Source organism: Nocardia grenadensis (assembly GCF_050942415.1).
Taxonomy (GTDB): domain Bacteria; phylum Actinomycetota; class Actinomycetes; order Mycobacteriales; family Mycobacteriaceae; genus Nocardia; species Nocardia grenadensis.
In genome coordinates, this window is the sequence record NZ_CP192054.1 from 3,257,989 (window position 1) to 3,282,993 (window position 25,005).

Genomic DNA, 25,005 nt, shown 5'->3' on the forward strand with positions numbered 1-25,005 from the left:
GCCGATCACGCTAGCTGCGGGGTGGTTACCGGGGCTTCTCGATTCCTGATCGGTCTGGTCACCTGTTTGGCGGTGCACGACGGGATGCCGGCGGTGGCGTTGGCGTGCCGGCGCCGGTAGGCGCTGGGCGGCATGCCGACGAGTTCGGTGAAGCGGGTGCTGAAGGTGCCCAGTGAGGAGCAGCCGACGGCGAAGCATACTTCGGTGACGGTGAGGTCACCGCGGCGCAGCAGGGCCATCGCGCGTTCGATGCGGCGGGTCATCAGGTAGCCGTACGGGGATTCGCCATAGGCGAGCCGGAACTGGCGGCTGAGATGTCCGGCGGACATGTTGACGCCGCGGGCGAGTGCTTCGACATCCAGTGGTTGCGCGTATTCGCGGTCCATCCGGTCGCGGACGCGGCGTAACAGCGCGAGGTCGCGGAGGTGTTGGTCCGCGGTGGGTCTGCTGGTCACGTGGCCGATCGTCCCATATCGTGCCGGGGCTGCCCGGTTCCCGGTGGTGGGTTGCCGGTGTCGTCGGCGGTGCCGAGCCAGGCGAGCGCGGCGACGACGAGGGCGGTGACTCCGGTGTCGAGGGTGGGTTGTGGGACGGGCGCGAAGCGGGAGCTGTGGTTGACCGGGATGTCCTGGAACAGGGTGCCTCTTTCGACCGCTTCGGCGAAGGCGGCCGGGTCGGTGCCGCCGAGTCCCCAGTAGGTGAACGGGACCCCGAAGGCGGCGGGGATTTCGCTGATGTCCTCGCTGGCGGTCTGTGGCTCGATGGTGTGGGCGGCGGCGCCGAAGGCGGTGGTGAAGGCCGCGGCGACCCGGCGGGTGGTTTCGGGGTCGTTGACGGTCGCCGGGAAGGTTGTGATCCGCTCGAATTCGGGTTCGCGTGGGGCACCGGCGCCGGTGGCTTCGGCGCGCACTATCCGTTCGATGGCGTTCAGGATGTGTTCGCGGACCTGCGGCTCGTAGGTGCGGATATTGATTTCGAGGACGGAGTCGTCGGGGATGAGGTTGGGTCCGGTGCCGGCGTGGATACTGCCGACGGTGACGACGGCTCGGGTGGTGGGTGCGAGTTCCCGGGATACCACTGTCTGGAGTCGCAGTACGCACATCGCTGCCATGACGACGGGGTCGACGGAGGCCTGGGGTTGGGAGCCGTGGGCGCCGCGGCCGTGCAGGGTGACGCGGAGGCTGTCGGCGGCGGACAGGAACGGTCCGGGGCAGGTGCCGACGGTGCCCGCGGGATAGGGCAGGACGTGCTGGCCGAGGACGACGTCGGGGGCGGGGATTTTTTCGGTGAGTCCGTCGGCGACCATGGCGCGGGCGCCGTCGCCGTTCTCTTCGGAGGGCTGGAACAGCGCGATGATCGTGCCGTGCCAGGCGTGGCGGGCCTCGGCCATCAGGCGGGCGCAGCCGAGGAGGCAGGCGATGTGGACGTCGTGTCCGCAGGCGTGCATGACCGGTTGTGGGTCGCCGTCGCGGTCGACGGTGGCGGTGGAGGCGTAGGGCAGGCCGGTGGCTTCTTTTACCGGGAGGGCGTCCATATCGGCGCGCAGCAGCACGGTGGGGCCGGGGCCGTTGTGGAGGACGCCGGTGACTCCGGTGCCGCCGATGCCGGTGGTGATGTCGTAGCCGTAGTCGCGGAGGGCGGTGACGGCGAGCGCGGCGGTGCGGTGTTCGCTCATGCCGAGTTCGGGGTGGGCGTGCAGGTCGCGGTAGCGGTTCTCGATTTCGTCGCGGGCGGCGTCCAGGCCGGTCAGAACAGTGGCGGCGTCACGATTCATCGGTAGTGCCTCTCTGCTCGGGGTCGGTGTCAGCTGCTGTCCTCGGTGCTGGGGCCGCGGCCGCGGCGGGTGGTGCGGACGCCGCGGACGGCGGCGGCCAGGCGGGTGTGCGGTTGCCAGTCCAGGCCGTTGGGCAGGCCCCAGCCGTAGCGGACGGCGGCGAGGCGGAGTGCGAGGGAGAAGACGATGCCGGCGACGATGCCGATTGCGGGTGCGCCGAGGTAGGTGCAGACGACCATGGTGCCGGCGACGACGGCGGCGACGGTGGCGTAGAGGCCGTTGCCGCCGAAGACGGCCGGGACCCGGCGCAGGAGGACGTCGCGGGTGGCGCCGCCGCCGACGGCGGTGGTGATGCCGAGAAGTACGGCGGGCAGCCAGCCGAGGCCGGCGGCGAGGGTTTTCTGTGCGCCGGTGACGGCCCAGAATCCGATGACGGCGGCGTCGAGGGCGGTGAAGAGGCGGTCCCAGGCGTGTTCGCTGAGGTGGATGAGGAACGAGAGGAGGGTGCCGACCACGGCGGTGGGGAGGTAGGCGTAGTCGGTGAGCGCTACCGGGGGGCCTTGCTGGAGCAGGGTGTCGCGGATGATGCCGCCGCCGAGGCCGGAGACGATACCGACGACGAGGAACCCGAAGAGGTCGAGTTTTTCGGTGCGGGATACGGCGCCGCCGAGCATCGCGCAGGCGAAGACGCCTGCGAGGTCGAGATACCGGGTGACCTGGTCGATAGTTTCGGCGGGTGCGGTCACCGCAGCAAACTAACACGCGTGAGCGCGGGTTCTCGGCGGTGAGGTGTGCCGGGTGGGCCTGCCGCTCCCGGCGCCGCGGGCTGGTGGGAGTCCGCGGCGCGGGCAGTTGTGGTCAGGCCCGGGGTTTCACCGGCGCTCCCCCGCCGGCCGCGAGCCGCATGAGGTCGGTGTCGAGGTCGACGGTGGTAACGCTCCCGCCGCCGCTGCCGAAGCTGTGCTGGTAGCTGTGCCACGATTCGTCTTTGACCTTGTGCGCGAACCCGCTCTCCATCAGCAGTACCAGTTCCAGGGCGGCGCGGTGGATGCGTCTGTCGAGGTCGGTGTCGCTCCAGTCCTCGGAGGCGGCGAACAGGGAGGTGGGCACGGTCATGGTGCGCAGGAAGGCGAACAGGGCGCGCATCTGTTCGTCGACGACCAGGGCGTGCCGGGAGGTGCCGGCGGTGGCGGCCAGGATCACCGGTTTGGCGATGAGCAGGTCGTTGTCGAGGACGTGGAAGAAGGAGGTGAGCAGTCCGCTGGGTGCGGCCTTGTAGACGGGGGCGGCGATGATCAGGCCGTCGGCGGCGGCGAGTGTTTCGACGGCGGCGGTCATCTTGGGGCCCATGAGCTGGGAGACCAGCGCGGTGGTGATCTCGGTGGCGAGTTCGCGGAGGTCGATGACGTGCACGGTGGCGGTGGCGCCGCGGTGGCGGGCGAGGGTGCCGACGCGGGCGGCGACCCGGTCGGCGAGCATGCGGGTCGAGGACGGGTTGCTGGTGCCGCCGCTGACCACGACCAGTCGGTAGGGGGTCGTGCCCTGGCCGTTGGTGGTGTTCATATCTCGTTCCTTTGGGTGGTGTCGGCGAGTTTGCCGCAGAGCTGTTCGAGGGTGCGTAGTTCGTCGTCGGTGAGGGCGCCGGTGAGGGCGCGGGCGACGCCGACGGCGTGGCGGCCGCCGATGCGGCGTTGCCGGGTCCGGCCCTCGTCGGTGAGCGAGAGCCGGACCCCGCGGCCGTCGTGCGGGTCGGGAGTGCGTTGCACGAGGCCGCGGTCGACGAGCCGATCCACCATCCGGGACAGCGCGGGCTGGGTGAGCAGGACGTGCCGGTTGAGTTCGGCGGGGCGGATGGGTTCGGGGCATTTGGACAGGGTGTAGAGGACGTCGTATTCGCGCATGGTGAGTCCGTGCCACACGTCTTCGGCCGCGAACTGTTTCATCAGCACCGCGTGGGCGGTGAGTACTGCTTCCCAGGCGTCGTTGGCGAGCCTTCCGCTGGTTCTGGTCACTTGTCGGCCAGGGTTTTCGCGGTGTCCTGGTAGGGGCTGGCGCCGGCCAGATTGTCGCCCTGGTTGGCGTTGGGGCGGGCCTGCCGGGCGGGCTCGCCACCGTATTCGGCGGTGACGCGGGCCCGATGGGTGGGTGCCGGGGCCGATTCGGGGTCGCGGCGGGCTTCCAGTTCCTTGCGCAGGACCGGCACGACTTCCTCGCCGAGCAGGTCGAGCTGGTTCAGCACAGTTTTCAGGGGCAGCCCGGCGTGGTCCATGAGCCACAGCTGGCGCTGGTAGTCACCGAAGGTGTCGTGGAAGGTGAGGGTTTTGTCGATGATCTCCTGTGGGCTGCCGACCGACAGCGGGGTCATTTCGGCGAAGTCCTCGAGGGAGGGGCCGTGACCGTAGACGGGGGCTTCGTTGAAGTAGGGGCGGAATTCGTTCCAGGCGTCCTGGGATTTCTTGGCGATATAGGCTTGTCCGCCCAGTCCGACGATGGCCTGCTTCTTGGTGCCGTGCCCGTAGTGTTCGAAACGCTGCCGGTAGAACTCGATGAGTTGCAGCGAGTGCGCGGTGGGCCAGAAGATGTGGTTGGCGAAGAAACCGTTGCCGTAGTAGGCGGCCTGTTCGGCGATTTCCGGGGTGCGGATGGAGCCGTGCCAGACGAACGGTGGCACACCGTCGAGCGGGCGTGGGGTGGCGGTGAAGCCCTGCAGCGGGGTGCGGTAGGTACCTTCCCAGTCGAGGACGTCTTCGCGCCAGAGCCGGTGCAGCAGGTTGTAGTTCTCCAGTGCCAGCGGTAGGCCCGCGCGGATGTCCTTACCGAACCACGGGTAGACGGGGCCGGTGTTGCCACGGCCGAGCATGAGGTCCATGCGGCCCTTGGACAGGTGTTGCAGCATGGCGTAGTCCTCGGCGATCTTCACCGGGTCGTTGGTGGTGATCAGGGTGGTCGCCGTGGTGAGGATCAGTCGTTCGGTGGTGGCGGCGATATGGCCGAGCAGGGTGGTGGGTGAGGACGAGAAGAAGGGTGGGTTGTGGTGCTCGCCGATGGCGAAGACGTCGAGGCCTACCTCTTCGGTTTTGCGGGCGATCTGCACGATCGCGTCGATCCGTTCGGCCTCGCTGGGCGTCACGCCGGTTACCGGGTCGCGGGTGATATCGCTGACCGAGAAGATTCCGAACTGCATCGTGTGTCACTCCCACCGTAGGTTCTATGCGTTTGCATCTACCTGAACGGCGGGGATGGCGGGGTTATTCCTCGTGCTCTCACAAGCCGCGGAGTGCGGGGAACCGTGCAGCGGATCACGGCGCTCCACTCCCCTGTCCGCTGCCATCGCCCGCGTCTCCGCCACCCGAGACAGCGGGGACACCGCGCGGCTACCCGGCAGCCGGTGGCCGCGGTGGGGCCGGTTGCCGGGTGAGTGAGTCCAGGTCGCGGATGGCGGCGCAGCTGCGGCGGATCATGGCGGCGAACATGGCGGCGCCGCGCTCGGAGGGGGTGCCGTAGGCGGCGCCGAATACCGCGACCAGCGGGCCCTGCAGGGCGGCGAAGCAGTAGTCCTGCCAGCAGTCCTCGATGGTGCAGCCGGTGACGCCGAGTTCGGTGAGCCGCCGGTGGTAGGTGACCACCAGATCTTGTTCGACGGCCCGCCGGGGCTCCGGATCCAGGCCGGTGGTGATGAAGTAGGCCAGGTCGCGGGCCGGGAGTCCCAGGTTGACGGTCTGCCAGTCGACGGCGGTCACCCGCGGTGGGTCGGCGTCGTCGAACAGCAGATTGTCCAGACGGTAGTCGCCGTGCACGAGACCGAACCGTTCGGGGCGGGCGACCAGCCAGTCGGCGATGACCACACCGCAGGCCCGCACGGTCTCGTGGTCCTCGGCAGGGAGCCGGTCGCCGAGGCGGTCGAGGACGATGTCGGTGGTGGGGCCGTAGAGCTCGCGCAGCGTGCCGGCTTCCTCCGGACCGTTGCGGCTGAATCCCTCGATATCGAGCAGCGTGTCGTCACACCAGCGGGGGGCGTGCAGGCCCGCCAGGTTGGCCACGGCGGGGCGGGCGTGGGCGATGGGGCAGCCGCCGATCTGGTCGCCCGGGCGGGCGGGGGCCAGGTCTTCCAGCAGGAGCACGAATTCGGCGCCGTCGCCGTGTATTTCGGCGTGGTGGCAGCGCGGAGTGCGGACGGCGACCGTGGTGGCGATCTCGGTGTAGAAGCGGACTTCCTGGCGGTAGGCGCCGGCCAGCATGGCGCGGACGCCGGGGTCGGCGGCGGGGAGCTTCGCCAGGAGTCGTGTCGGCACCCCGTCGCCGGTGAGGCGCAGCCGGTGTACGGTGCCGATCTGCCCGGTACCGACGGGTTCGGCGGTCACGGCGGTGACGGGACGGCCGAGTGCGGCCGTGAGCCATTCGGGGGTGAGGCCGGCGATATCGGTGGGGCTGGTCATCGGTGGCTCCTGCCGGGATTGGCCGGCAGGTGGGCGAACCGGCCGGTGTCGCGGCGGCACCGCCACGCGTCGAGAACGGGTGCGAGTTCGGTGGGGGCGTTGCCGTGCAGGATCACACCGTCGGCGCCGGCGTTGAACTGGTCGGCGATCCGGCTCGCGCAGTGTGCCGGGGTGCCGGTGGCGGAGGCGGACGTCCATTCCGCGGGGAGCAGTTCTTCGACGGCGGCGAGGGTGGTGTCGTCGGCTACAGCGTCGAGGGCACCTCCGGCGCCGGCGACCAGGGGGTGCGCGCGGAAGTCGGCGAGGACCTGCGGGTCCCAGCCGTTGACCCGGACCAGGATGTCGCCGTAACCCTGCAGGTAGGTGCCGAGACGGCCGACGAGTTTGCGCAGCCGGGCGGATTCGCCTTGAGTGTCGTCGACCACCGCCAGCACCGACCAGATGCGGATAGCCGCCGGATCGCGGCCGGCGTCCGCCGCGGCGGCGCGGATCGTGCGGACGGCGTGTGCGGTGGTGTCGTCGGTGAAGAAGGTGTGCAGGACGACGGCGTCGGCGATCTGCCCGGCCAGACGCAGGGTGTTGGCGCCGATCGCGGTGAACATGACAGGGATGGCTTCGTCGTAGGTGGCGTCGAGGTGCAGAACCGGGTATTTCCCGGCGGGCCCGTCGTGGCCGACGACGGTATCGCCGTGCCAGAGGCGCCGGTAGAGCTCGGTGACGTCGCGGAGTTGCGCGGAGGTGATCCGGGGTAGGCCGATGACGTCGAAGAGGGCGCCGAATCCGCGCCCGAGGCCGAGGCTGTAGCGGCCGCGGGTGAGCCGGTGCAGGGTGACGGCGCCCGCCGCGGTGATCAGAGGGTGGCGGGTGTTGTGGTTGGTGGCGGCGGTGCAGATGCCGAGGTCGGTGGTGACCGCGCCCGCGGCGGCGGCGAGGGCGAAGGCTTCTTTGGTGTTGAACCGTTCGGACAGGAAAATCGCGCCGAGGCCGAGTCGTTCGGCGCCGCGGGCCTCGTCGAGCAGGATATGCGGGTCGGTGGCGTGACCGGCGAGGCCGTAGCAGCCGAGTTCGGGGAATTCGGTCACTGCCCGGCCTCGGTGTCGTGGCCGCCGATCATGCGGTGCAGTTCGTCCTGGGTCCAGGGCGGGGTGTCGTTGTGGTCGCGGAAGCCGAGGATGGTGGGGGTCGGGCGGTCGTAACGGCCGACGAATCCGCCCGCGGCGACGAAGATCTGGCCGGTGACCCGTTCGGTGGCCGTCCCCGCGAGGTAGAGGTACAGCTGGGCGACGTAGTCGGCGGGTGGGGCGTCGAGGGCGGCGTCCTTGCTGATCTCGTCGAGCATGCCGCGCCGGTACAGCTCCATGATCTTGGCTTCGTAGGCGAACCCACTGGAGAGCCGGGTCTTGGCGCCGGGGCAGACGACATTCGCGCGGACCTTGTGTTCGGCCAGTTCGGCGGCGATGGCGAGGGTGAGAGAGTTGACCGCGCCCTTCCCGGCGGCGTATCCGGTTCCGCCGTAGTCGCCGAGGTAGGCGAAGGAACTGGTGTTGATGATGCTGCCGCGGCCCTGGGCGACCATTTTCGGGGCGGCGGCGCGGCAGGTGTTGAACGTGGTGGTGAGGTGGGAGTCGAGCAGTGCCCGCCAGTCGCGGGTGCTGACGTCGAGAATGGAGGAGTCGGCGGGTTCGGCGATCCCGGCACAGTTGATGAGGACGTCGACGGCGCCGAAGGTGCGTACACAGGTGTCGACGAGTTCGGTTGCGGTCGATTCGTCGGCGGCGCTGCCGGCGACGCCGATCGCTCGGTGGCCGGCGAGGGCCAGGGAGTTGACGGTGCGTTCGACGGCGGGGGTGTTGCGTCCGTTGACCACCACTCCGGCGCCGTGTCCGGCCAGGGCGTGCGCGACGGCGTAGCCGATGCCGCTGGTGGCGCCGACGACCACGGCGCCGCGTTCCCACAGGGTCTGGTTTCCGCTCATGGATCTGTTCTCGCTCACTTGTCCCGGCCGAACACTATTCCGTACAGATGTCCGGACATGATGGCATCCCGACAGCGCGCCGGAGGTGGAGAGAGGTCGCACGCCTTGCTTGCGCACAACACCCCGTAGTACTGTCCAGACAGGTGTCTACCATAGATCCTGGACAGTAATCTGGGGAAGGATTTCCACATGACTTCGGTGAAACCGCCGCGGGTGTCCGGAGGCGAACACGAACACGGCCACCTGGAGGAGTTCCGTACCGACCCGATCGCGCTGATGCGCCGGGTCCGGGCGGAATGCGGTGACGTCGGCCGGTTCGAGCTCGCCGGACGCCACGTCGTCCTGCTCACCGGCGCCGAAGCGAACGAATTCTTCTTCCGTGCCGCCGACGAGGACCTCGACCAGGCCGCCGCCTACCCCTTCATGAAGCCGATCTTCGGCGAAGGTGTGGTATTCGACGCCAGCCCGGAACGCCGTAAGGAGATGTTGCACAACTCCGCGCTGCGCGGCGACCAGATGCGCGGACACGCGGCGACCATCGAAAAAGAGGTCGACCGGATGCTGGCAGGCTGGGGCGAGGAAGGCGAAATCGATCTGCTCGACTTCTTCGCCGAACTCACCATCTACACCTCCTCGGCCTGCCTGATCGGGACGAAATTCCGCGAGGAACTCGACAGCCGGTTCGCGCACCTCTACCACAATCTGGAACGCGGCACCGACGCGCTGGCGTATGTGGATCCCTACATGCCGATCGAGAGCTTCCGGATCCGCGACGAATCCCGGGCCGCGCTGGTCGAACTCGTCCAGGAGATCATGAACGGGCGGATCGCGAACCCGCCCGCCGACAAGGAGGACCGCGACCTGCTCGATGTGCTGGTCTCGGTGAAGAAAGAGGATGGCACCCCGCACTTCAGCGCCAGCGAGGTCACCGGCATCTTCATCTCGATGATGTTCGCCGGCCACCACACCACCTCGGGTACCGCCGCCTGGTCGGTGATCGAAATGCTGCGGCATCCGGAGGTGCTCTCCGGAGTCGTGAAGGAACTCGACGAGCTCTACGCCGACGGCCAGGAAGTGAGTTTTCACGCGCTGCGCCAGATCCCGCAACTGGAAGCGGTACTCAAGGAAACGCTGCGGCTGCACCCGCCGCTCATCATCCTGATGCGGGTCGCCCAGGGTGAGTTCGAGGTGTGCGGGAACCGGATCGAGCCCGGCGATCATGTGGCCGCGACCCCGGCGATCTCCAACCGGCTGCCCGAGGACTTCCCGAACCCGGACAGTTTCGATCCCGGCCGCTATATCGACCCCAACCAGGAAGATCTGGTCAACCGCTGGACCTGGATCCCGTTCGGGGCCGGACGCCATCGCTGCGTCGGCGCCGCGTTCGCGCTCATGCAGCTCAAGGCCATCTTCTCGGTACTGCTGCGGGACTGGGAATTCGAGAGGGTGCAACCGTCGGAGTCCTACCGCAACGACCACTCCAAGATGGTCGTTCAGCTGCAGCAGCCGTGCCGAGTCCGGTACCGCCGTCGGCAGAAGGCGTGAGGTTCCGATGACCTACATCATCACCCAGCGCTGAGCAACGACGCGCCGGTCGCGTGGCCGAATGCCCGGTGGACTGCATCCGGCCCCACCCGGGCGATCCGCAGTTCGCGTCCGCGGAGATACGGTGGCCGCGACCCTCGACGATTTCCGGGCCGGTGTGCTGCCCACCCCGGCGCGGGACCGGGCGGCGCTGTCGGATCTGGTGCGCGACCGGCAACCCGATGTGGTCGACCGCACCGCGTGGACCGGACCGAACGCGCCGCGGGCGCGGCGGCGGGACGGCCCCGGGTGAAGCCGGCGACCGTGGCCGAACTGCTCGCCACGGCACGCCGTGGCTGAACCCGGCCGGGTTCAGTCCGTCACGGCGCGGCGGGCGTGGGCACGGACATCGGCGTCCGGGTCGTCGACGGCCTGCCGAAGCAGGTCCCGGGCCGGTTCGTGGTTTGGCCAGGAGGCCAGCGCGAGGACCGCGGCCTTGCGCACATCCAGATGCGGATCGGTGAGCGCACCGGCCAGTTCGGTGACGGCCGCGCCGGGTTCGGCACCGGCCAGACCTTTGGCCGCGCCCACCCGCACCTGCCAGGCGGTGTCCCGCAGCGCCGCGGCACACGACCCGATATCGGATTCGGCGGCACCGATATCGGCGAAAGCGGCCAGCGCCGCCGCCCGGACCAGCGGGTCACGATCGGTCACCAGCCCACGGACGGTGTCCGCGCCGCCGGTGCCGATGGTGGCCAGGCCTTGCGCGGCCGCGATCCGCACCTCACGGTTGCTGTCGGCGGCCGCGGCCGCCAAGGCGTCGTACTCGTCGAGCGAGACCAGCGCCCGCACCGCGGCGATCCGCACCCGGTGGTCGGGGTCGGCCAATGCTGCCCGGTAGTCGGCGGCCGCACCGGCGCGTGCCGCGCGCAGCAGGTCGAGAACCACCGCCCGTACGACCGGATCCGGCGAAGTCAGCCGTTCGGCGAGACCCTCGACGGACGGCAACACCTCTACCAGTTCGCGCAGCGCCGCCGTGGCGGCGGCCCGCACCGGCGCCGCACCATCGTCGAGGGCACTGACCAGCAGTGCCGCGAAACCGTTCGGGGTGTTCTCGGTGAGCGCCGCGATCGCGGCGACCCGGACCCGTTCGTCGGTATCGAACAGGTAGGCCGACAGTTGCCCGGCCGTGGGCGCGTCCAGGGCCAGCAATGCGAGCAACCGGGGTGAGGCGACCGGGGCCGGCTCCGGGACCGCGGCCCGGGGTGCGGGGGCCGCGACGCTCGGGGCGCGGCGGTGACCGACGAGTTCGGGCTGTTCTACGGGTACCGGCTCCCCCTGGGACGGCAGGTCGTCCAGCCCGGGCACGGGCACCAGATACGGGGCGACCGGCCGTTTGAGGAACTCCATGCCGCCGTCGGCGGCCTTGCGCAGGTTCAGGTGGTAACGCCAGGTGTCGTCGTCGCGTTCCGGGAGGTCGGCGCGCTCGTGGTAGAGACCCCACCGGGATTCGGTGCGGGTCAGCGAACTACGAGCGGCCATTTCCGCGCAGTCACGGATGAAGGACACCTCGGCGGCACGCATGAGTTCGTGCGGGGTGCGAGCGCCCATCTCGGCGAGATCGCCGCGCATCCGTTCGAAGGCCTCCACCGCCAGCGACAGTTTCGCCGCGGTTTTCGGCGGCGCCACATAGTCGTTGACGAACCGGCGCAGCTTATATTCGACCTGCGGTTGCGGTGGGCCGTCGGGGTGCCGCAGCGGCCGGTACACCAGTTCGTGCGCGGCGGTGATCTGGTCGGCGGGCAGTTCGGCGGGTGCCGCGGTCTCGGCCAGGGTGGCGGCGGCATGCGCGCCGGCGAGTTCGCCGAATACGAACGCCCCGATCATGTAGTTGTGTGGCACGCAGGCCAGGTCACCGGCCGCGTACAGGCCGGGCACCGTGGTGCGGGCGTTCTCGTCCACCCAGACCCCGGAGGCGGAATGCCCGCCGCACAAACCGATCTCGGAGATGTGCATCTCGATATCGTGGGTGCGGTAGTCGTGGCCACGGTTGGTGTGGAAGGTGCCGCGGGTGGGGCGTTCGGTGGTGTGCAGGATGTCTTCGAGCGCGGTCAGCGTCTCGTTTGGCAGATGGGACACCTTCAGGTAGATGGGTCCGCGCGCGGAGTCGATCTCCCGTTTGACCTCGGCGATCATCTGCCCCGACCAGTAGTCGGAATCGACGAACCGCTCCCCCTGCGCATTGACCTGATACCCACCGAACGGGTTGGCGACATAGGCGCAGGCGGGACCGTTGTAGTCCTTGATCAGCGGATTGATCTGAAAGCATTCGATACCGCTGAGCTCGGCGCCCGCGTGATAGGCCATCGAATAGCCGTCGCCGGCATTGGTGGGATTCTCGTACGTGCCGTACAGGTAGCCCGACGCCGGCAGGCCCAGCCGGCCGCACGGGCCCGTCGCGAGGATCACCGCTTTCGCGCCGACCGTGACGAACTCGCCGGTGCGGGTGTTCAGTGCCGCCGCCCCGACCGCCCGGCCACTGTCGGTGAGCACCCGCACCGGCATCAGCCGGTTCTCGATCCGGATCTTCTCCCGCATCTTCCGTTGCCGCAGCACCCGGTAGAGGGCCTTCTTCACATCCTTGCCCTCGGGCATGGGTAGCACGTACGAGCCCGAGCGGTGCACCCGGCGGACCGCGTACTCCCCGTATTCGTCCTTCTCGAATTTGACGCCGTACTTCTCCAGCCGCTGCACCATGGCGAAACCGCGGGTCGCGGTCTGGTACACGGTGCGCTGGTCGACGATGCCGTCGTTGGCGCGGGTGATCTCGGCGACGTAGTCCTCCGGTTCGGCCTTCCCCGGGATAACGGCATTGTTGACGCCGTCCATACCCATGGCCAGCGCACCGGAATGCCGGACATGCGCTTTTTCCAGCAGTAGCACGTTCGCGCCCTGTTCGGCGGCGGTCAGCGCGGCCATGGTGCCGGCCGTACCGCCGCCGATCACCAGCACATCGCAGTCCAGGCGCACGGTGTCGGCGAGATCCGGAGCCGCGAACAGAGTGGGTGCGGTCACGAGAGGGCCTCCACGAGTTGGTCGCGTTGCGGCTGCCGATCGGCGGCCGCACGTGGATTCGGAACATCGATCAGGGCGCGCAGCGGTTTCCCGGCACGACCCAGCACAGCGATCCGGTCACCGAGCAGCAGCGCCTCGTCCACATCGTGGGTCACGAAGACGATCGTTGCGGGGTGGGTGCGCCAGGTCTCGATGAGCAGCCGTTGCATGGTGGCGCGGGTCTGGGTGTCCAGCGCGCCGAACGGTTCGTCCATCATCACCGCGCGCGGGGCACCGGCGAGACCGCGGGCGAGTTGCACGCGTTGCCGCATACCCCCGGACAGGCTCTTGGGCAGGAACTCGGCGAACCCGGTGAGGCCGACCTCCTCGATCCAGCGGTCGGCCGCGGCACGGCGCCCGGCCTTGGGTTCGCCCCGCAGCCGCAGTGCCAGTTCGATATTGGCGCGGACACTGCGCCATGGCAGCAAGGCATTGTCCTGGAACACCACCGCGCGGTCCCGGGAGGTGGTGGTGACGGGTTCGCCGTCGGCGAGAACGCGACCGGAATCCGGGGGCAGCAGCCCGGCCAAGGCGCGCAGGACCGTGGACTTGCCGCAACCCGAGGGGCCGGTCAGCACCAGGATTTCGCCGGGCCGCACATCCAGCGACAGCCGGTCTATCACCGGGTCGCCGGTGTAGGACAGAGAGATCTCGTCGAGCCGCAGGCTCATGCCCGGTGCGTCGGTGCCGGACGTGGGGGTTTCGGTGGTGAGGGTGATGGTCATCGGGTGTTCTCCTCTCCCCGCGGCAGCCAGCGGGTGACCCGGCGGCCGAGTAGTTCGATCGCGGCGGAGGTACCGAATCCGAGGACGCCGATGGTGACGATCCCGACGAAGACACCCGGATAGTCGACAATGGTGCAGGCCTGCCACGTGCGGTAGCCGACACCGAGGCGGCCGGAGATCATCTCCGCGGATACCAGGCAGATCCAGGCGACCCCGATCCCGACCGACAGTCCACCGAAGATCCCCGGCAGCGCACCGGGGAACACCACCCGCAGCAGCACATCCCACCGGGTGCCGCCGAGCGTGCGCACCGAGTCCTCCCACAGGGTCGGCAGCGCGCGGACCGCGTGACGGGTACTGACCATGATCGGGAAATAGGCGGCCAGGCCGGTGATGAACACGATGCCGGCTTCGTCGTCGGGGAACAGCAGGATGGCGATCGGGACCACCGCGATGGCCGGGACAGGCCGGGCCAACTCGGTGAGCGGGCCCAGGATTCCGGCGAACAGGCGGGACCGGCCCAGGGCGATACCGCTGGCCACGCCGAGCACGGTGGCAATACCGAACCCGGTGAGGATGCGGATCAGGGATTGCGCCAGGTCCAGGTAGTAGACATCGGTGCCGAGTTGGCGACCGAACGCGGTGAGCACCTCGGTCACCGAGGGCAGGGTGTCGAACCGCAGCCACAGCCGGATATCGGCGGTGGTCAGGACCTGCCAGAGCAGGATCGCGGCCAGTACGGAACCGAGCCGCAGCAGCCGGCCCGGCCACACCGCGCGCCCGGGCCGGCGCGACGGGACGGCCGGCGCGGCGGCCAGGGCGGGAGCGAGGGTCGTGGCCGCGGTCATGACCGGACCTCGGCGACGGCCTGGTCGTAGGTCACCGGGACGGCGGTGGGATGGGCGTGGCGGTGGCGAAGCGCGGCCGCCACGGTGGTGAACGGCAGGAAGGTGTTCCCGTCGCGCAGCCAGACCGCCTTGTCCGCGAACCAGCGGGTACCGAGTTCGGTGTCGACGATATAGGCGGCGCGAACCGTCGAACCCGCGGCGCGAGCGGCCGCGACGGCACGCAACAGCTCGGTGGGATCACCGGCGGGACGAGTGGTGTCCTGGCCGTCGAGCCACAGTTCGGTACCGGAACCGGCGGTGTGGTTGGCGGTATCGGCGAGCGCCTTCTCGTAGTCCTGGCCGCGGGCGGCGAAGGCCGCGCGCAGGCGCTGGTCGGCGACGAACCCGTCGATATCGAGGTCGGCGAAATCGCCGATCGACTTCAGGTACCGCACATCGTCTTTGAAGGCCGAGACCAGGCTCGGCTTCAGGGTGGTGTCGAACGAGGTGCCGCCCGGGCCGTTGTAGAGATACACGACCTCCTGCGGCAGATCCGACTCCTCGGCCACGATCCGGGCCGCCTCCAGCGGCTGCTGCCACAGGAATTCCGTGGCGTCGAGCTGGGCCTGCAGGAAGGCGTCCACCACCTCGGGATGTTCGGCGGTGTAGTGCTCACGGGCGACCACGCCGTGGAAAGTCGGCACATTCAGTTCGGCACCGTCGTAGAGCAGTCTCGCTTTGTCCTGGAACACCAGCAGTCCCGGCCACGCCACGAACTGGGATAGGGCGGCGACCTGGCCCGATTCCAGCGCCGAGGCACCCACCTGCGGCTGCTGGTTCAGCACCTCCACACCGGCGACCGGATCGACGCCGGCGCGGGTGAGGGCCTGCACCAGGGTGCCGTGCCCCGCGGACCCGACACTGGCAGACACCTTCTTCCCGGCCAGCTCGCCGACCCCGGTGAGCGGCGAGTCCGGCGGTACGACCACCATGTTCAGCGCACCCTTGGGGTTGTAGCCGGTAACGGACAGGAATTCGGTGCGGGACCGGTCCCCGGCCTGGGTGCGGGATCCGTTGATCAGCAGCGGATAGTCGCCCATGGAGCCGATATCGATCTTCTCGGCCACCATCTGGGCGGTGATCGGGGCGCCGGTGTCGTAGTCCTGCCAGTCGACCTTGTAGGCGGGGCCGCCGTTCTCGGTGATCTGCCGCAGCCGCTGTTCCAGATATCCCTGGGCGCGCAGCAGCGTGCCCGCGGTGACGGTGTTGATGGTCTTCGACTGGTAGCCGACGACGACGGTGACGGTATCGCCGGTGGCGGCTTCTTCCAGCGAGCACCCGGTGAGGGCCAGCGCCGCGGCGGCCAGGACCGCCAGGCGTTTCAGAGTGGGCATGAAGGTCTACCTCAGGAGATACGGCATGTTGACAGTGACGGCACCGGTGGGACAGCGGGCGGCGCAGGGCCCGCAGTACCAGCATTCGTCGACGTGCATGAAGGCCTTCCCGTTGTCCGGGTTGATGGCCAGGGAGTCGAGCGGGCAGATCTCGACACACAACGTGCACCCTTCGATACACAGCGATTCGTCGATGGTCACGGGGATATCGGTGCGCTGGTTCGCCAATGCCATCTAGAGGACCTTCCATTCGGGGATGCCGCGGGAGAGGCTGCCGCGCAGCGTGATCCGGTCGCCGCGCATCCGGACGTATTCCAGGTCGACGGGGGTTCCGTCGTCGAGCCGGGTGAGACGTTCGAGCATGAGCAGCGGCGCTCCGTCGGGGACGTCGAGGGTGGCGGCGGTGTGCCGGTCGGCGGGTATCGCCTCCACGGTGAGGTCCGCCGAGCCCAGGGACCGGCCGCTGAGCTGTTCGAGCAGCACGAAGACATCGGTGTGCGCGAGGTCGTGGTCGAGGACGCGCACACCGATCTCGGGCGCGAGGTAGGTGAGATCCAGGCTCAGCGGCTGCTCGCCGAGATACCGCAGCCGCTCCAGGTAGACGACCTGCTCGCCGGGGGCCACGCCGAGCCGCCGGGCCACCGCCGGCGGCGCGGTGATGAGTTGCCCGGCCCGCACCTCGTTACGGACGGTGCCGCGGCCCTCCAGGGTTTCCTGCAGGCCCAGCAGCGCGTCCAATCCGTGGTCGTATTTGCGGGCGGTCACCCGGGTGCCCACGCGGGGCGCGCGGTCGATCAGACCTTCATCGCGCAGCAGCCCCAGGGCGTCGCGAATGGTGTTGCGGGAGGTGTCGTGTTCGGCGGCCAGCCGCTGTTCGCTGGGCAGGGCATCGCCCAGAGTGCCGGCGTAGATCTGGTGGCGCAAGATATCGGCAATGCGCCGGGCCTGGTCGGCCCGGAGCCGGCGGACACCGGCCGTACCGCCTGCCCGCTCGGTGTTCGTATCGCTGACCTGCATGAACGCTGACGATAGCGCCGTTTTGGGGCCATACCGGCCCGCCGTCCGGCGGCCGCTGGACGGGCCGGCGCAATTCGCCGGGCATCGACGGGCGCGACCTGCGCGGATCCGGGCCGATCCCACCAATACGCCACCCGCGCGCGGGCCACGGGGGTTGAGATCAGGGCGATTCGAATGATCGACCGCGCGCCCGGGAACCGTAGCGGCAGAGTGCCCGGGTGACGCGACGGAACCTGTGCCGCGACGCCGCGGTATCGGGCCGCATACATCCTCCCGACCCGCCCGCCACGGGCTTGACCTGGAGCGCTCTCCAGGTCGTAGCGTGTGTGCGACGGATAATCCACCACGGCAAGGGGAGACGAATCCGATGGAACTCGGGTTGCACATTCCGATATTCGAGGTAGACGGCGGTACCGCCGCCATCGCCGGTGAACTGGCACTCGTCGGCGCGGCAGCGGAGGCGGCCGGAGCGACCTGGCTGTCGTTCATGGATCATTTCTTCCAGATCGAACCGACCGGGCTACCCGCCGAGGCGAACATGCTGGAGGGCTACACCAGCCTCGGGTACATGGCCGCGCACACCTCCACGCTCGAACTCGGCCTGCTGGTGACCGGCGTGACCTACCGGCACCCCGGTCTGCTCGCCAAGATCGTCACCACCCTCGATGTGCTCTCCGGCGGCCGCGCCGCGCTCGGCATCGGAGCCGCCTGGTTCGACCGCGAACACCACGGACTCGGGGTGCCGTATCCGCCGCTCCGGGAACGATTCGACCGGTTGGAGGAAACGCTGCGGATCTGCGCGCAGATGTGGGATCCGCAGAACAACGGGCCGTTCGAGGGCAAGCACTATCAGCTCGCGGAAACCCTGTGTTCGCCGCAGCCACTGCACCGGCCCACGGTGCTGATCGGCGGCGGCGGGGAGAAACGCACACTGCGGCTGGTGGCCCGCTACGGCGACGCCTGCAATCTGTTCGCCTCGAGCACCGAGGACGTAGCACACAAACTCGATGTGCTGCGCCGCCACTGCGACGATCTGGGCACCGATTACGACCGGATCCGCAAAACTGTCCTGGCAGGCAGCCCGGACCCCACTGCCCACGACGATTTCGTCCGTCAGATGGCGGGGTACGCCGCACTCGGCGTGCACACCGCGATTGTCATGCCGCCCGGCGGCTCCCCGGCCGGCTGGGTGGACACACTCGCCCCCGTGGTGCCCAAGCTCGCCGAACTCTGAGCGGCTGCGCCGTCCCGCGCGTCAGCCGGTGACGCGCACGGGCACCGCCCGCCCCGGGACGGCGTCGGCGGCGAGATCGCGGAAGATCCCGTTGCCGGCGCTGGTCCGGGACAGGGCGTCCGCGGCCAGGATCACCGCGGCACCTGTCCAGGTGGTGCGTTCCACCGGCCAGCGTTTCCCGTCCGCGTACACCAGCCCGGTCCAGTAGGAGCCGTCGGTTTCCCGCAGATGCTGGATGCTGGCCAGCAGGGCCAGCGCGCGGTCCCGGTCGCCCAGCGCGTCGAGGGACAGCACGAGTTCACAGGTTTCGGCGCCGGTGACCCAGGGCCGGTCGCTGACACAGCGGATCCCGATATTGCCGACCACGAAGGTGTTCCAGCGTTCGGCGATACGGTCGTGGCCGGCGCGTCCGCGCAGCGCCCCGCCCAGGACCGGGTAGTACCAGTCCATGGAATAGCGGTCCTTGCGGGTGAATGTCTCCGGGCGATCGCGCAGCGCGGTGCCGAGCCGGCCGCGGGCGGTCTCCCACTCCGGGTGGGGGTCGCCGAGCCGGCGCGCGAGGGCCAGGGCGGCACCGATGCTGTGATACATACTGGCCGAACCGGTCACCAGCGCCTCGGGCAGGACCTTGTCGCCGTCGCGTAGCCAATAGATCTCACCGTGCTCGCCCTGGCTCGCGACGACCAGATCGATCGCGGCGGCCACCACCGGCCACAGATCGGCCGCGAACCCGGTATCACCGGTGACCGCGAGATGGTGCCAGACACCGGTGGCGAGATAGGCGCAGAAATTCACATCGGTGGCCGGATCCTCGATCTCACCGGCGCGGAACTGCCGGGGCCACGACCCGTCGGGTCGCTGGGTGCGTGCCGACCAGGTGTAGGCGGCGACGGCCTCGTCGCGCAGGCCCGCGACGGTGAGCGCCATCGCCGATTCGATGTGATCCCAGGGGTCGGTGTGCCCGCCCGGGAACCAGGGGATCGCGCCGTCGGGTTCCTGCGCGGCGGCGATGGACTGCGCGGTCTGCAGGATCTGGCGACGGGTGAGAACCGAAGGGACCGAGGGGAGTTCACCCGCCGGCACGGGTCACCGCCGGCTTGCTGAAGTACAACGCCACGCTCTTGCCCACCAGCGGGTCGAGCAGGCGTTCCGCCGTCCGGGTCAGCACCGGTTGTTTCATCATGTCCCACACCAGCATCCGATGGTAGGCACGTACCAGCGGATGTTCGGTCTTGTGGACGCCCACCGCGCATTTGATCCACCAGTACGGCGAGTGCAGGGCGTGCACATGGGTGCGGTGGGTGTGCCGCAGGCCGCGCGCGGTGATCTTGTCCCGCAGTTCGTCCGCCTTGTAGATGCGGATATGCCCGCCCTCGTTCGCGTGGTACTCGTCCGAAAGCGCCCAGCAGACCCGCTCGGGCAGCCACCGTGGCACGGTCACCACCAGCTGCCCGCCCGGGCGCAGTACGCGCACGAGTTCGGCGATGGCGGCGTCGTCGGCGGGCACATGCTCCAGGATCTCCGAGGCGATCACGACGTCGAATTCCCCGGCGCCGTAGGGCAGGTCGAGCGCGTCACCGTGGACGGCTTCGGCTTTCGCTCCGGCGGGCGCTTCCCCGACCTGGGCCATGGCCTCGAACATGGTGGCGACCCCGGCGAGTTCGGGAGCGTCCTGGTCGAAGGCGACCACATCGGCGCCGCGACGGTAGGCCTCGAACGAATGTCGGCCGGCGCCGCAGCCCACATCGATGACCCGGGTGCCCGGGCCGATCCCGGCGCGGTCGAAGTCGACGGTCAGCACGAGGTGCCTCCTGTGATGAATTCTGGCGATCCGGTGTGCCGGGAGATGGCCCGCTCGTACACCTGCACGGTCTGTGCGGCCACCGACTCCCAGCTGAAGACCGAGACGGCGCGGTCCCGGGCGGCGGCCCGCATCCGCTGCCGGGTCTGCGGGGAATCCAGCAGTTGCCCGATCACCCGGGCCAGTTCGGCGGAATCGCCGGGTTCGGTGAGCTCGGCGCAGACGCCCGGCTCGCCGACGACCTCCGGCAGCGCACCGGTGCGGCTGACCACCAGCGGGGTCCCCGACGCCATGGCCTCCACCGCGGGCAGCGAGAATCCCTCGTAGAGGGACGGGATGCAGGCGATCTCCGCCGACGCCAGCACCTCGGCGAGTTCGGTATCGGTGAGCCCGGCGCGGACCGTGACGATATCGGAGAGGCCCAGTTCGGCGATCCGCTTCTCGGTCGGCCCGTTGGGCTCCAGTTTCGCCACCAGCTGCAGTTCCACCGGGTGGGTGATCCGCAACCGGGTCAGCGCCTGCAGCAGATGTGTGATGCCCTTGAGGGGTTTGTCGGCGCTGGCGACAGCGACGATGCGGCCGGGCACCCGGGGACCGCGCGGCGCGAACAGTTCGGTGTCCACACCCAGCGGCACGACATTGAGCTGCCCGGGATCGACACCGAAATCGTCGGCGATATCGGTGGCCGACGACGAGGAGACGGTGAGCAGATCGGGGATCCGCCGGGCGATGCGCTCCTGCATACCCAGGAAGCCGTACCAGCGGCGCACCAGGGGTTTGCGCCGCCAGGCGGCGGCCGCCAGGTCCACCTCCCGGTCCTTGGTGATGGGGTGGTGCACGGTGGCGACCAGCGGCAGCCGTTTCGCGATATCGAGCAGCCCGCTACCCAGGCACTGGTTGTCGTGCACGACGTCGAAATCGTGGACCCGTCCGCGCAGCAGCCGGGCGGCGCGCATGCTGAAAGTGCGTGGTTCCGGGAAACCGGCGGTCCACATGGTGGCCAGTTCCAGCAGATCGATCCGGTCCCGGATCTCGCGGGGATGCGGCGTGCGGAAGGGGTCGTCGTCGCGATAGAGGTCCAGGCTGGGCACCTCGGTGAGGGTTACGCGCGGGTCCAGGTCGGCGGGATAGGGCTGACCGGAGAAGACCTCCACGTCGTGGCCGAGTTCGGCCAGTCCGGCGCTGAGGCGGCGCACGTAGACCCCCTGCCCACCGCAATGAGGCTTGCTGCGGTAGGACAACAGGGCTATCCGCACTGGCTGTCCTCGCCCGTCTCGGTGATCGAATTCATGCTCCGCAGTGTGCCAGCCAGCCGTTCGAGATAGGCACGCACCTCCGGTTCGCCCTTGTCCGGCAAGCCGTACAGCACATCGGTGACACCGTCGGCGGCCCAGGACGCCAGCCGTTGGGCGTCGGGTTTGAAATCCAGGGCCACCACCCGCGGCGCGCCCGCGCGGCCGGCGTCTGCCCACGCCTTCTTCAGCATCGCCAGGCTGCCGGAGATATCGTTCTCCCCCGGGGTGGTGATCCAGCCGTCGGCGTGTCTCGCGATCCAGGCGCAGGTCCGTTCGGTTCCGGCCGCGCCGATCAGGACGGGAACGGTGCGGTCGACCGGCTTGGGCCAGGCCCAGCTGGGCCCGAACTTCACGAAGTCGCCGTCGTAGGCGGCCTCGTCCTCGCGCCACAGCGCCCGCATGGCCTCCAGGTACTCCCGCAGCGCCGTGCGCCGCTTGTTGCCGGGTATGCCATGATCGGCCAGCTCATCGGTGTTCCAGCCGAAGCCCGCGCCCAGGGTGACCCGGCCGCCGGAGAGGTGGTCGAGCGAGGCGATGGTCTTGGCGAGGGTGATCGGATCGTGTTCGACCGGCAGCGCGACCGCGGTGGCCAGTTCGATCCGTTCGGTGACCGCGGCGGCGGTGGCGAGCGCGACCCACGGGTCGAGGGTGCGCATATAGCGGTCGTCGGGCAGCGACGCGTCGCCGGTCTGGGGGTGCGCGGCTTCGCGTTTCACCGGGATATGGGTGTGTTCGGGGACGTAGAACGAGGAAAATCCGTGGTCCTCGGCGGCCCGGGCCGCGGCGGCAGGGGCTATCCCGCGGTCACTGGTGAACAGAACGATGCCGAAACGCATACTCGTATGCCTTGTCTGTGGTGGGGCCGGCGGGCCGTGGCGCGTCCCGGCGGGTGGAGGATCGTGGTCGTCAGCGGCCGGTCTCGGCGGCTTTTTTCGCTTTCTTGGCGTGCTGGTCGAGCTGGGCGCCGATCACATGGTCCAGTGAGGTGCCGGCCGGCCACCCCACGTAGTGGCAGAGGAACAGCGCGATCTCGCGCAGCTGGGTTTCGTCGAGTTCCTCGTTCTGCAGGGCGGCGCCGATCTGGATCCCGGCGACATCGAACAGGCCCTGGGCGGTGAGCGCCCCGAGCAGCAGCAGTCTGCGGTCGCGCAGGGTGAGGCCGGGACGCGACCAGATATCGGCGAACAGGTGGTCGGCGGTGACGGCGAAATGGTCGCCGGGGCCGTCCTTGAATTCCCATCCGTAGACCTCTGCCATCTTGGCCAGCCCGCGTTCACGCACGGTGGGCTCGGGGGTCGGGTCGCTCATGGCTGCTCCTTCTCCGCCGGATCCGTTCCGCCGGGAGTGTCTGGACAGGTGTACGGAATATAATTGGGACGCTCACCGGCACGCAAGAACACGTTCTCGTTCGAGCCGCGGGAAGCAGTCAGGAAAGCATGTCCGGCGATATCGGCGAATCACCTCGACCCCGGCGGCGATTCTGGGAAAATTGCTGAATCGTTGTCGGGCACACCTGTCGATGGTAGCGTCCAGACACATGTCCAGCTATGTGTCTTCCCTACGGGCCGCCGGCCCGTCACCCGGGAGGAACTCGTTCTCGGACCGGGCAGGTTCCGACCCGCGAGCGCCGCGCCCCGCCGCCCCCGGGAAACCGCCCCGCACACTCCACGCCGAGGGAGCACACATTATGAAAATCGTGGCCGATCTGGACCTGTGCCAGGGACACGCCGTCTGCGCTGCCGAAGCGCCGGACGTCTTCTCCGTACCCAAACGCGGCCAGGTGGAGATCCTCGACCCGAACCCCGGCCCGGAACTGAAAGCCGACGTCGACAATGCCGTCCGCTACTGCCCCACCCAGGCCCTGCTGCTCGTCGCCGACACCGACTGAGCGGATCGGGGCCGCACGCACGCGGGCGCGACATCGTCGCCCACGCCTCGGCTTCCGGGCCGGCACGTCGACCGATCACCTGCCTCACCCGTACACGACGACCACCGCTACCGACTGGATCCAGACCACGAATCCTTTTCGAAAGGGACACATCCATGACAGGTTTCGACCGCGCCGAACTCGACGAGATGGTGCGCCGCTGGGTGGCGGAGAACGAACGATGTGAGAAGCTCGGCGACTGGAAGCCGCTCGCCGATATGTACACCGCCGACGCCACCTACGGCTGGAACTACGGCCCCAAGGACGAATTCATGGCCGTCGGCCGCGAGGAGATCCGCGATCTCGCCCTCGGCCAGGAAATGGAGGGCCTCGAGGGCTGGCAGTATCCCTACCAGCAGTTCGTCATCGATGAACGTAGCGGCGACGTGATCGGCTTCTGGAAGCAGGTCTACGACACCACGCCCCGCGCCGACGGCAGCAAGTACACGGTGAACGGCATCGGCGGCAGCTGGTTCCGCTACGGCGGCGACTACCAGTGGTCGTGGCAGCGCGACTTCTTCGACTACGGCAATGTCTCGGCACTGTTCCTGGAGATGATGACCGATAAGGCGATGTCGGACGGGATGAACGCGCGGATCGCCAAGGCCACCTCCGGCCGGCTGCCGGGGTGGTACCGGATCGGCACCTCGCCGGCCTCCCTCTGGTGACCCCGATGCCCCTACCCACCAGCAGGTTTCACGAGCTGACCCGAGAGCAGCTGGCCGTCCTGGTGCCCGAACTGCTGCTGTGCGGGCAGCTGATCGACCGGTCCGGCATGGCGCACTGTATCTCCGCGTTCGGCCGGGAGGGGATGGCCGAGGTCGCGATCGAGGAATGGCAGCTGTCCAGCCCGATCTATACCCGGCGGATGCAGCGGGCCCTCGGTTACACCGGCGACGACGTGGTCACCATCTTCAAGGGATTACAGCTCGATATCGGGGCGCCACCACAGTTCATGGACTTCCGGTTCCGCGTCGACGACGCCCGTCACGGCGAGTTCTGGCTCGACCACTGCGGCGCCCTCGCCGACGTCGAACCGATGGGCCCCGACTATGTGACGGCCATGTGCCACGACATCGAGGACCCCACCTTCGACGCCACGGCCCTGGCCACCAACGAGTACGCCCGGGTGCGGCCCATCCACCGCCCGCCCCGGGTCCCCGCCGACCGGCACCCCATGTGCGCGTGGACGGTGGTCATCGATGAATCGCACACCCCACCGGAGGTGCCGCGCAATGCGCCACTGGTGGCGGAATCGGTGGCCGCGCGGTTACCGCTGGCCGATATCGACCCGGGCGACGAGGGCCGCGCCGACTACAGCGGACCGCTGCTCAGCGATCTGAGGTTCGCCGACTTCTCGCATTCGGCCCTGGTCCGGATCGCCGAGGAGGTGTGCCTGCAGCAGCATCTGCTGGTGCTCGGCTTCATGATCGCGGTGCACGAACGCACCGATGACGACGCCGCGCTGGAGATCGGGCGCAAACAGTTCACCGGGATCGCGGGAGTGACCTCGGAACGGATCCGCGCCGGTCTCGGACTGGGCACCGATCTGGACGCACTCGCCCAGGTGCTATGCGCGCACCCGGCGCTGAATCCGCGGCACTACACCGATGTCGAAGTCGAGCCCGGCATCGGTGTCCTGCGGATCCGGTTCCCCGGCAGCAGCGGCGCGCTCACCGACCGCGGCTGGCTGTCGATGATCGAGCCCGACCGGCTCGGCCCGCTGGACGCCCTGGTCCGCGGAGTCGACCCGCATCTGCGTAGCCGGGTCGTCGACGAGGGACCCGACGGCTGGACCGCCGAGATCTCGCGCGCCGACGAACCGTTCGCCGAAGCACCGGAGGTGGCCATCACCCGCTTCAGCACGGGCGTCGACTTCCGATTCACCGACCGCGGTATCGCACTGCCCCTCACCGTTGTCTGACCCGACCCGGCACCCAGTGCCCGGCCCATCGCAGGACT

At 69.1% G+C, this 25,005-nt stretch carries 26 protein-coding genes; 6 read left to right on the forward strand and 20 right to left on the reverse strand.

The genetic code is table 11. The features are described from left to right. Window positions 1-5: 5 nt before the first annotated feature. The 9 genes from ACQPYS_RS14870 to ACQPYS_RS14910 form a co-directional block, all read right to left on the reverse strand. On the reverse strand, window positions 6-455 hold the full coding sequence (locus ACQPYS_RS14870) for a helix-turn-helix transcriptional regulator (protein ID WP_433489883.1): 450 nt from the start codon (window positions 453-455) through the stop codon (window positions 6-8). Continuing rightward, complete coding sequence (locus tag ACQPYS_RS14875; protein WP_433489884.1) at window positions 452-1,774, reverse strand: amidohydrolase; 1,323 nt, start codon at window positions 1,772-1,774, stop codon at window positions 452-454. Before ACQPYS_RS14875 ends, ACQPYS_RS14870 begins: the two co-directional genes overlap by 4 nt. A 29-nt stretch (window positions 1,775-1,803) precedes the next feature. Continuing rightward, window positions 1,804-2,520 carry a trimeric intracellular cation channel family protein gene (locus ACQPYS_RS14880; RefSeq protein ID WP_063034561.1) on the reverse strand — a complete coding sequence of 239 codons (717 nt, stop codon included), beginning with the start codon at window positions 2,518-2,520 and terminating at the stop codon, window positions 1,804-1,806. A gap of 112 nt (window positions 2,521-2,632) precedes the next feature. Then, entirely contained in the window at window positions 2,633-3,337 is a 705-nt protein-coding gene (locus tag ACQPYS_RS14885) for a CE1759 family FMN reductase (protein ID WP_433489885.1), read from the reverse strand. Beyond that, window positions 3,334-3,786 carry a MarR family winged helix-turn-helix transcriptional regulator gene (locus ACQPYS_RS14890; RefSeq protein ID WP_063034563.1) on the reverse strand — a complete coding sequence of 151 codons (453 nt, stop codon included), beginning with the start codon at window positions 3,784-3,786 and terminating at the stop codon, window positions 3,334-3,336. Before ACQPYS_RS14890 ends, ACQPYS_RS14885 begins: the two co-directional genes overlap by 4 nt. Then, entirely contained in the window at window positions 3,783-4,958 is a 1,176-nt protein-coding gene (locus ACQPYS_RS14895) for an LLM class flavin-dependent oxidoreductase (RefSeq protein WP_433489886.1), read from the reverse strand. Before ACQPYS_RS14895 ends, ACQPYS_RS14890 begins: the two co-directional genes overlap by 4 nt. A 190-nt stretch (window positions 4,959-5,148) precedes the next feature. Next, on the reverse strand, window positions 5,149-6,210 hold the full coding sequence (locus ACQPYS_RS14900; RefSeq protein ID WP_433489887.1) for a phosphotransferase: 1,062 nt from the start codon (window positions 6,208-6,210) through the stop codon (window positions 5,149-5,151). Then, entirely contained in the window at window positions 6,207-7,292 is a 1,086-nt protein-coding gene (locus tag ACQPYS_RS14905; protein WP_063034566.1) for a TIGR03857 family LLM class F420-dependent oxidoreductase, read from the reverse strand. Before ACQPYS_RS14905 ends, ACQPYS_RS14900 begins: the two co-directional genes overlap by 4 nt. Beyond that, entirely contained in the window at window positions 7,289-8,185 is an 897-nt protein-coding gene (locus tag ACQPYS_RS14910; RefSeq protein WP_433489888.1) for an SDR family NAD(P)-dependent oxidoreductase, read from the reverse strand. The genes ACQPYS_RS14905 and ACQPYS_RS14910 overlap by 4 nt, the downstream gene beginning before the upstream one ends. A 189-nt stretch (window positions 8,186-8,374) precedes the next feature. Between ACQPYS_RS14910 and ACQPYS_RS14915 the strand changes: the two genes are divergently transcribed. Beyond that, window positions 8,375-9,730, forward strand: coding sequence for a cytochrome P450 (locus ACQPYS_RS14915; protein WP_433489889.1), 1,356 nt, complete (start codon window positions 8,375-8,377; stop codon window positions 9,728-9,730). 124 nt (window positions 9,731-9,854) lie between these two features. Further along, window positions 9,855-10,022 carry a hypothetical protein gene (locus ACQPYS_RS14920; RefSeq protein WP_433489890.1) on the forward strand — a complete coding sequence of 56 codons (168 nt, stop codon included), beginning with the start codon at window positions 9,855-9,857 and terminating at the stop codon, window positions 10,020-10,022. 59 nt (window positions 10,023-10,081) lie between these two features. Here the strand turns inward: ACQPYS_RS14920 and ACQPYS_RS14925 are convergent, their stop codons facing one another. Genes ACQPYS_RS14925 through ACQPYS_RS14950 form a run of 6 tightly spaced genes read right to left on the reverse strand, consistent with a single transcriptional unit; the run spans window position 10,082 to window position 16,786 of the window. Then, a complete protein-coding gene (locus ACQPYS_RS14925; protein ID WP_433489891.1) occupies window positions 10,082-12,784 on the reverse strand; it encodes a fumarate reductase/succinate dehydrogenase flavoprotein subunit in 2,703 nt (900 codons plus the stop codon). Further along, window positions 12,781-13,548, reverse strand: a complete 768-nt coding sequence (locus ACQPYS_RS14930) for an ABC transporter ATP-binding protein (protein ID WP_431938127.1) — start codon at window positions 13,546-13,548, stop codon at window positions 12,781-12,783. Before ACQPYS_RS14930 ends, ACQPYS_RS14925 begins: the two co-directional genes overlap by 4 nt. Next, window positions 13,545-14,396, reverse strand: a complete 852-nt coding sequence (locus tag ACQPYS_RS14935; protein WP_433489892.1) for an ABC transporter permease — start codon at window positions 14,394-14,396, stop codon at window positions 13,545-13,547. Before ACQPYS_RS14935 ends, ACQPYS_RS14930 begins: the two co-directional genes overlap by 4 nt. Next, window positions 14,393-15,769 (reverse strand): ABC transporter substrate-binding protein, encoded by a 1,377-nt coding sequence (locus tag ACQPYS_RS14940; protein ID WP_433489893.1) that lies wholly within the window; start codon window positions 15,767-15,769, stop codon window positions 14,393-14,395. Before ACQPYS_RS14940 ends, ACQPYS_RS14935 begins: the two co-directional genes overlap by 4 nt. Before the next feature lie 6 nt (window positions 15,770-15,775). Beyond that, the gene (locus tag ACQPYS_RS14945) at window positions 15,776-16,003 is read right to left on the reverse strand and encodes a 4Fe-4S dicluster domain-containing protein (protein WP_033246130.1); all 228 of its coding nucleotides are present in this window, start codon (window positions 16,001-16,003) and stop codon (window positions 15,776-15,778) included. Next, window positions 16,004-16,786 (reverse strand): GntR family transcriptional regulator, encoded by a 783-nt coding sequence (locus ACQPYS_RS14950; protein WP_063034573.1) that lies wholly within the window; start codon window positions 16,784-16,786, stop codon window positions 16,004-16,006. Between the two features lie 367 nt (window positions 16,787-17,153). Here ACQPYS_RS14950 and ACQPYS_RS14955 point away from each other — a divergent pair, with 367 nt between their 5' ends. After that, the gene (locus tag ACQPYS_RS14955; RefSeq protein ID WP_063034574.1) at window positions 17,154-18,020 is read left to right on the forward strand and encodes an LLM class F420-dependent oxidoreductase; all 867 of its coding nucleotides are present in this window, start codon (window positions 17,154-17,156) and stop codon (window positions 18,018-18,020) included. 21 nt (window positions 18,021-18,041) lie between these two features. Here ACQPYS_RS14955 and ACQPYS_RS14960 read toward each other — a convergent pair whose 3' ends face one another. From ACQPYS_RS14960 to ACQPYS_RS14980, 5 genes are all read right to left on the reverse strand, one after another. Next, entirely contained in the window at window positions 18,042-19,103 is a 1,062-nt protein-coding gene (locus ACQPYS_RS14960; protein WP_431938123.1) for a prenyltransferase, read from the reverse strand. Further along, window positions 19,090-19,821, reverse strand: coding sequence for a class I SAM-dependent methyltransferase (locus ACQPYS_RS14965; RefSeq protein WP_063034576.1), 732 nt, complete (start codon window positions 19,819-19,821; stop codon window positions 19,090-19,092). The genes ACQPYS_RS14960 and ACQPYS_RS14965 overlap by 14 nt, the downstream gene beginning before the upstream one ends. After that, window positions 19,815-21,077 carry a glycosyltransferase family 4 protein gene (locus ACQPYS_RS14970; RefSeq protein ID WP_431938122.1) on the reverse strand — a complete coding sequence of 421 codons (1,263 nt, stop codon included), beginning with the start codon at window positions 21,075-21,077 and terminating at the stop codon, window positions 19,815-19,817. Before ACQPYS_RS14970 ends, ACQPYS_RS14965 begins: the two co-directional genes overlap by 7 nt. Beyond that, window positions 21,068-21,952 (reverse strand): LLM class F420-dependent oxidoreductase, encoded by an 885-nt coding sequence (locus ACQPYS_RS14975; RefSeq protein WP_431938121.1) that lies wholly within the window; start codon window positions 21,950-21,952, stop codon window positions 21,068-21,070. Before ACQPYS_RS14975 ends, ACQPYS_RS14970 begins: the two co-directional genes overlap by 10 nt. Window positions 21,953-22,022: 70 nt before the next feature. Further along, on the reverse strand, window positions 22,023-22,424 hold the full coding sequence (locus ACQPYS_RS14980) for a carboxymuconolactone decarboxylase family protein (RefSeq protein ID WP_063034579.1): 402 nt from the start codon (window positions 22,422-22,424) through the stop codon (window positions 22,023-22,025). 379 nt (window positions 22,425-22,803) lie between these two features. Here ACQPYS_RS14980 and ACQPYS_RS14985 point away from each other — a divergent pair, with 379 nt between their 5' ends. The 3 genes from ACQPYS_RS14985 to ACQPYS_RS14995 all read left to right on the forward strand — a co-directional run bounded on the left by ACQPYS_RS14985 (window position 22,804) and on the right by ACQPYS_RS14995 (window position 24,967). Continuing rightward, the gene (locus tag ACQPYS_RS14985) at window positions 22,804-23,004 is read left to right on the forward strand and encodes a ferredoxin (RefSeq protein WP_030519976.1); all 201 of its coding nucleotides are present in this window, start codon (window positions 22,804-22,806) and stop codon (window positions 23,002-23,004) included. Between the two features lie 155 nt (window positions 23,005-23,159). Then, on the forward strand, window positions 23,160-23,711 hold the full coding sequence (locus ACQPYS_RS14990) for a hypothetical protein (protein ID WP_063034580.1): 552 nt from the start codon (window positions 23,160-23,162) through the stop codon (window positions 23,709-23,711). 5 nt (window positions 23,712-23,716) lie between these two features. Next, complete coding sequence (locus ACQPYS_RS14995) at window positions 23,717-24,967, forward strand: hypothetical protein (RefSeq protein ID WP_433489894.1); 1,251 nt, start codon at window positions 23,717-23,719, stop codon at window positions 24,965-24,967. Window positions 24,968-25,005: the final 38 nt, after the last annotated feature.

Bases quoted from the DNA above. Each gene is read 5' to 3' on its own strand.
- ACQPYS_RS14875 (WP_433489884.1), bottom strand. From the start codon at position 1,774: ATGAATCGTGACGCCGCCACTGTTCTGACCGGCCTGGACGCCGCCCGC.
- ACQPYS_RS14885 (WP_433489885.1), bottom strand. From the start codon at position 3,337: ATGAACACCACCAACGGCCAGGGCACGACCCCCTACCGACTGGTCGTG.
- ACQPYS_RS14895 (WP_433489886.1), bottom strand. From the start codon at position 4,958: ATGCAGTTCGGAATCTTCTCGGTCAGCGATATCACCCGCGACCCGGTA.
- ACQPYS_RS14900 (WP_433489887.1), bottom strand. From the start codon at position 6,210: ATGACCAGCCCCACCGATATCGCCGGCCTCACCCCCGAATGGCTCACG.
- ACQPYS_RS14910 (WP_433489888.1), bottom strand. From the start codon at position 8,185: ATGAGCGGAAACCAGACCCTGTGGGAACGCGGCGCCGTGGTCGTCGGC.
- ACQPYS_RS14915 (WP_433489889.1), top strand. From the start codon at position 8,375: ATGACTTCGGTGAAACCGCCGCGGGTGTCCGGAGGCGAACACGAACAC.
- ACQPYS_RS14930 (WP_431938127.1), bottom strand. From the start codon at position 13,548: ATGACCATCACCCTCACCACCGAAACCCCCACGTCCGGCACCGACGCA.
- ACQPYS_RS14935 (WP_433489892.1), bottom strand. From the start codon at position 14,396: ATGACCGCGGCCACGACCCTCGCTCCCGCCCTGGCCGCCGCGCCGGCC.
- ACQPYS_RS14940 (WP_433489893.1), bottom strand. From the start codon at position 15,769: ATGCCCACTCTGAAACGCCTGGCGGTCCTGGCCGCCGCGGCGCTGGCC.
- ACQPYS_RS14945 (WP_033246130.1), bottom strand. From the start codon at position 16,003: ATGGCATTGGCGAACCAGCGCACCGATATCCCCGTGACCATCGACGAA.
- ACQPYS_RS14950 (WP_063034573.1), bottom strand. From the start codon at position 16,786: ATGCAGGTCAGCGATACGAACACCGAGCGGGCAGGCGGTACGGCCGGT.
- ACQPYS_RS14955 (WP_063034574.1), top strand. From the start codon at position 17,154: ATGGAACTCGGGTTGCACATTCCGATATTCGAGGTAGACGGCGGTACC.
- ACQPYS_RS14975 (WP_431938121.1), bottom strand. From the start codon at position 21,952: ATGCGTTTCGGCATCGTTCTGTTCACCAGTGACCGCGGGATAGCCCCT.
- ACQPYS_RS14980 (WP_063034579.1), bottom strand. From the start codon at position 22,424: ATGAGCGACCCGACCCCCGAGCCCACCGTGCGTGAACGCGGGCTGGCC.
- ACQPYS_RS14985 (WP_030519976.1), top strand. From the start codon at position 22,804: ATGAAAATCGTGGCCGATCTGGACCTGTGCCAGGGACACGCCGTCTGC.
- ACQPYS_RS14990 (WP_063034580.1), top strand. From the start codon at position 23,160: ATGACAGGTTTCGACCGCGCCGAACTCGACGAGATGGTGCGCCGCTGG.
- ACQPYS_RS14995 (WP_433489894.1), top strand. From the start codon at position 23,717: ATGCCCCTACCCACCAGCAGGTTTCACGAGCTGACCCGAGAGCAGCTG.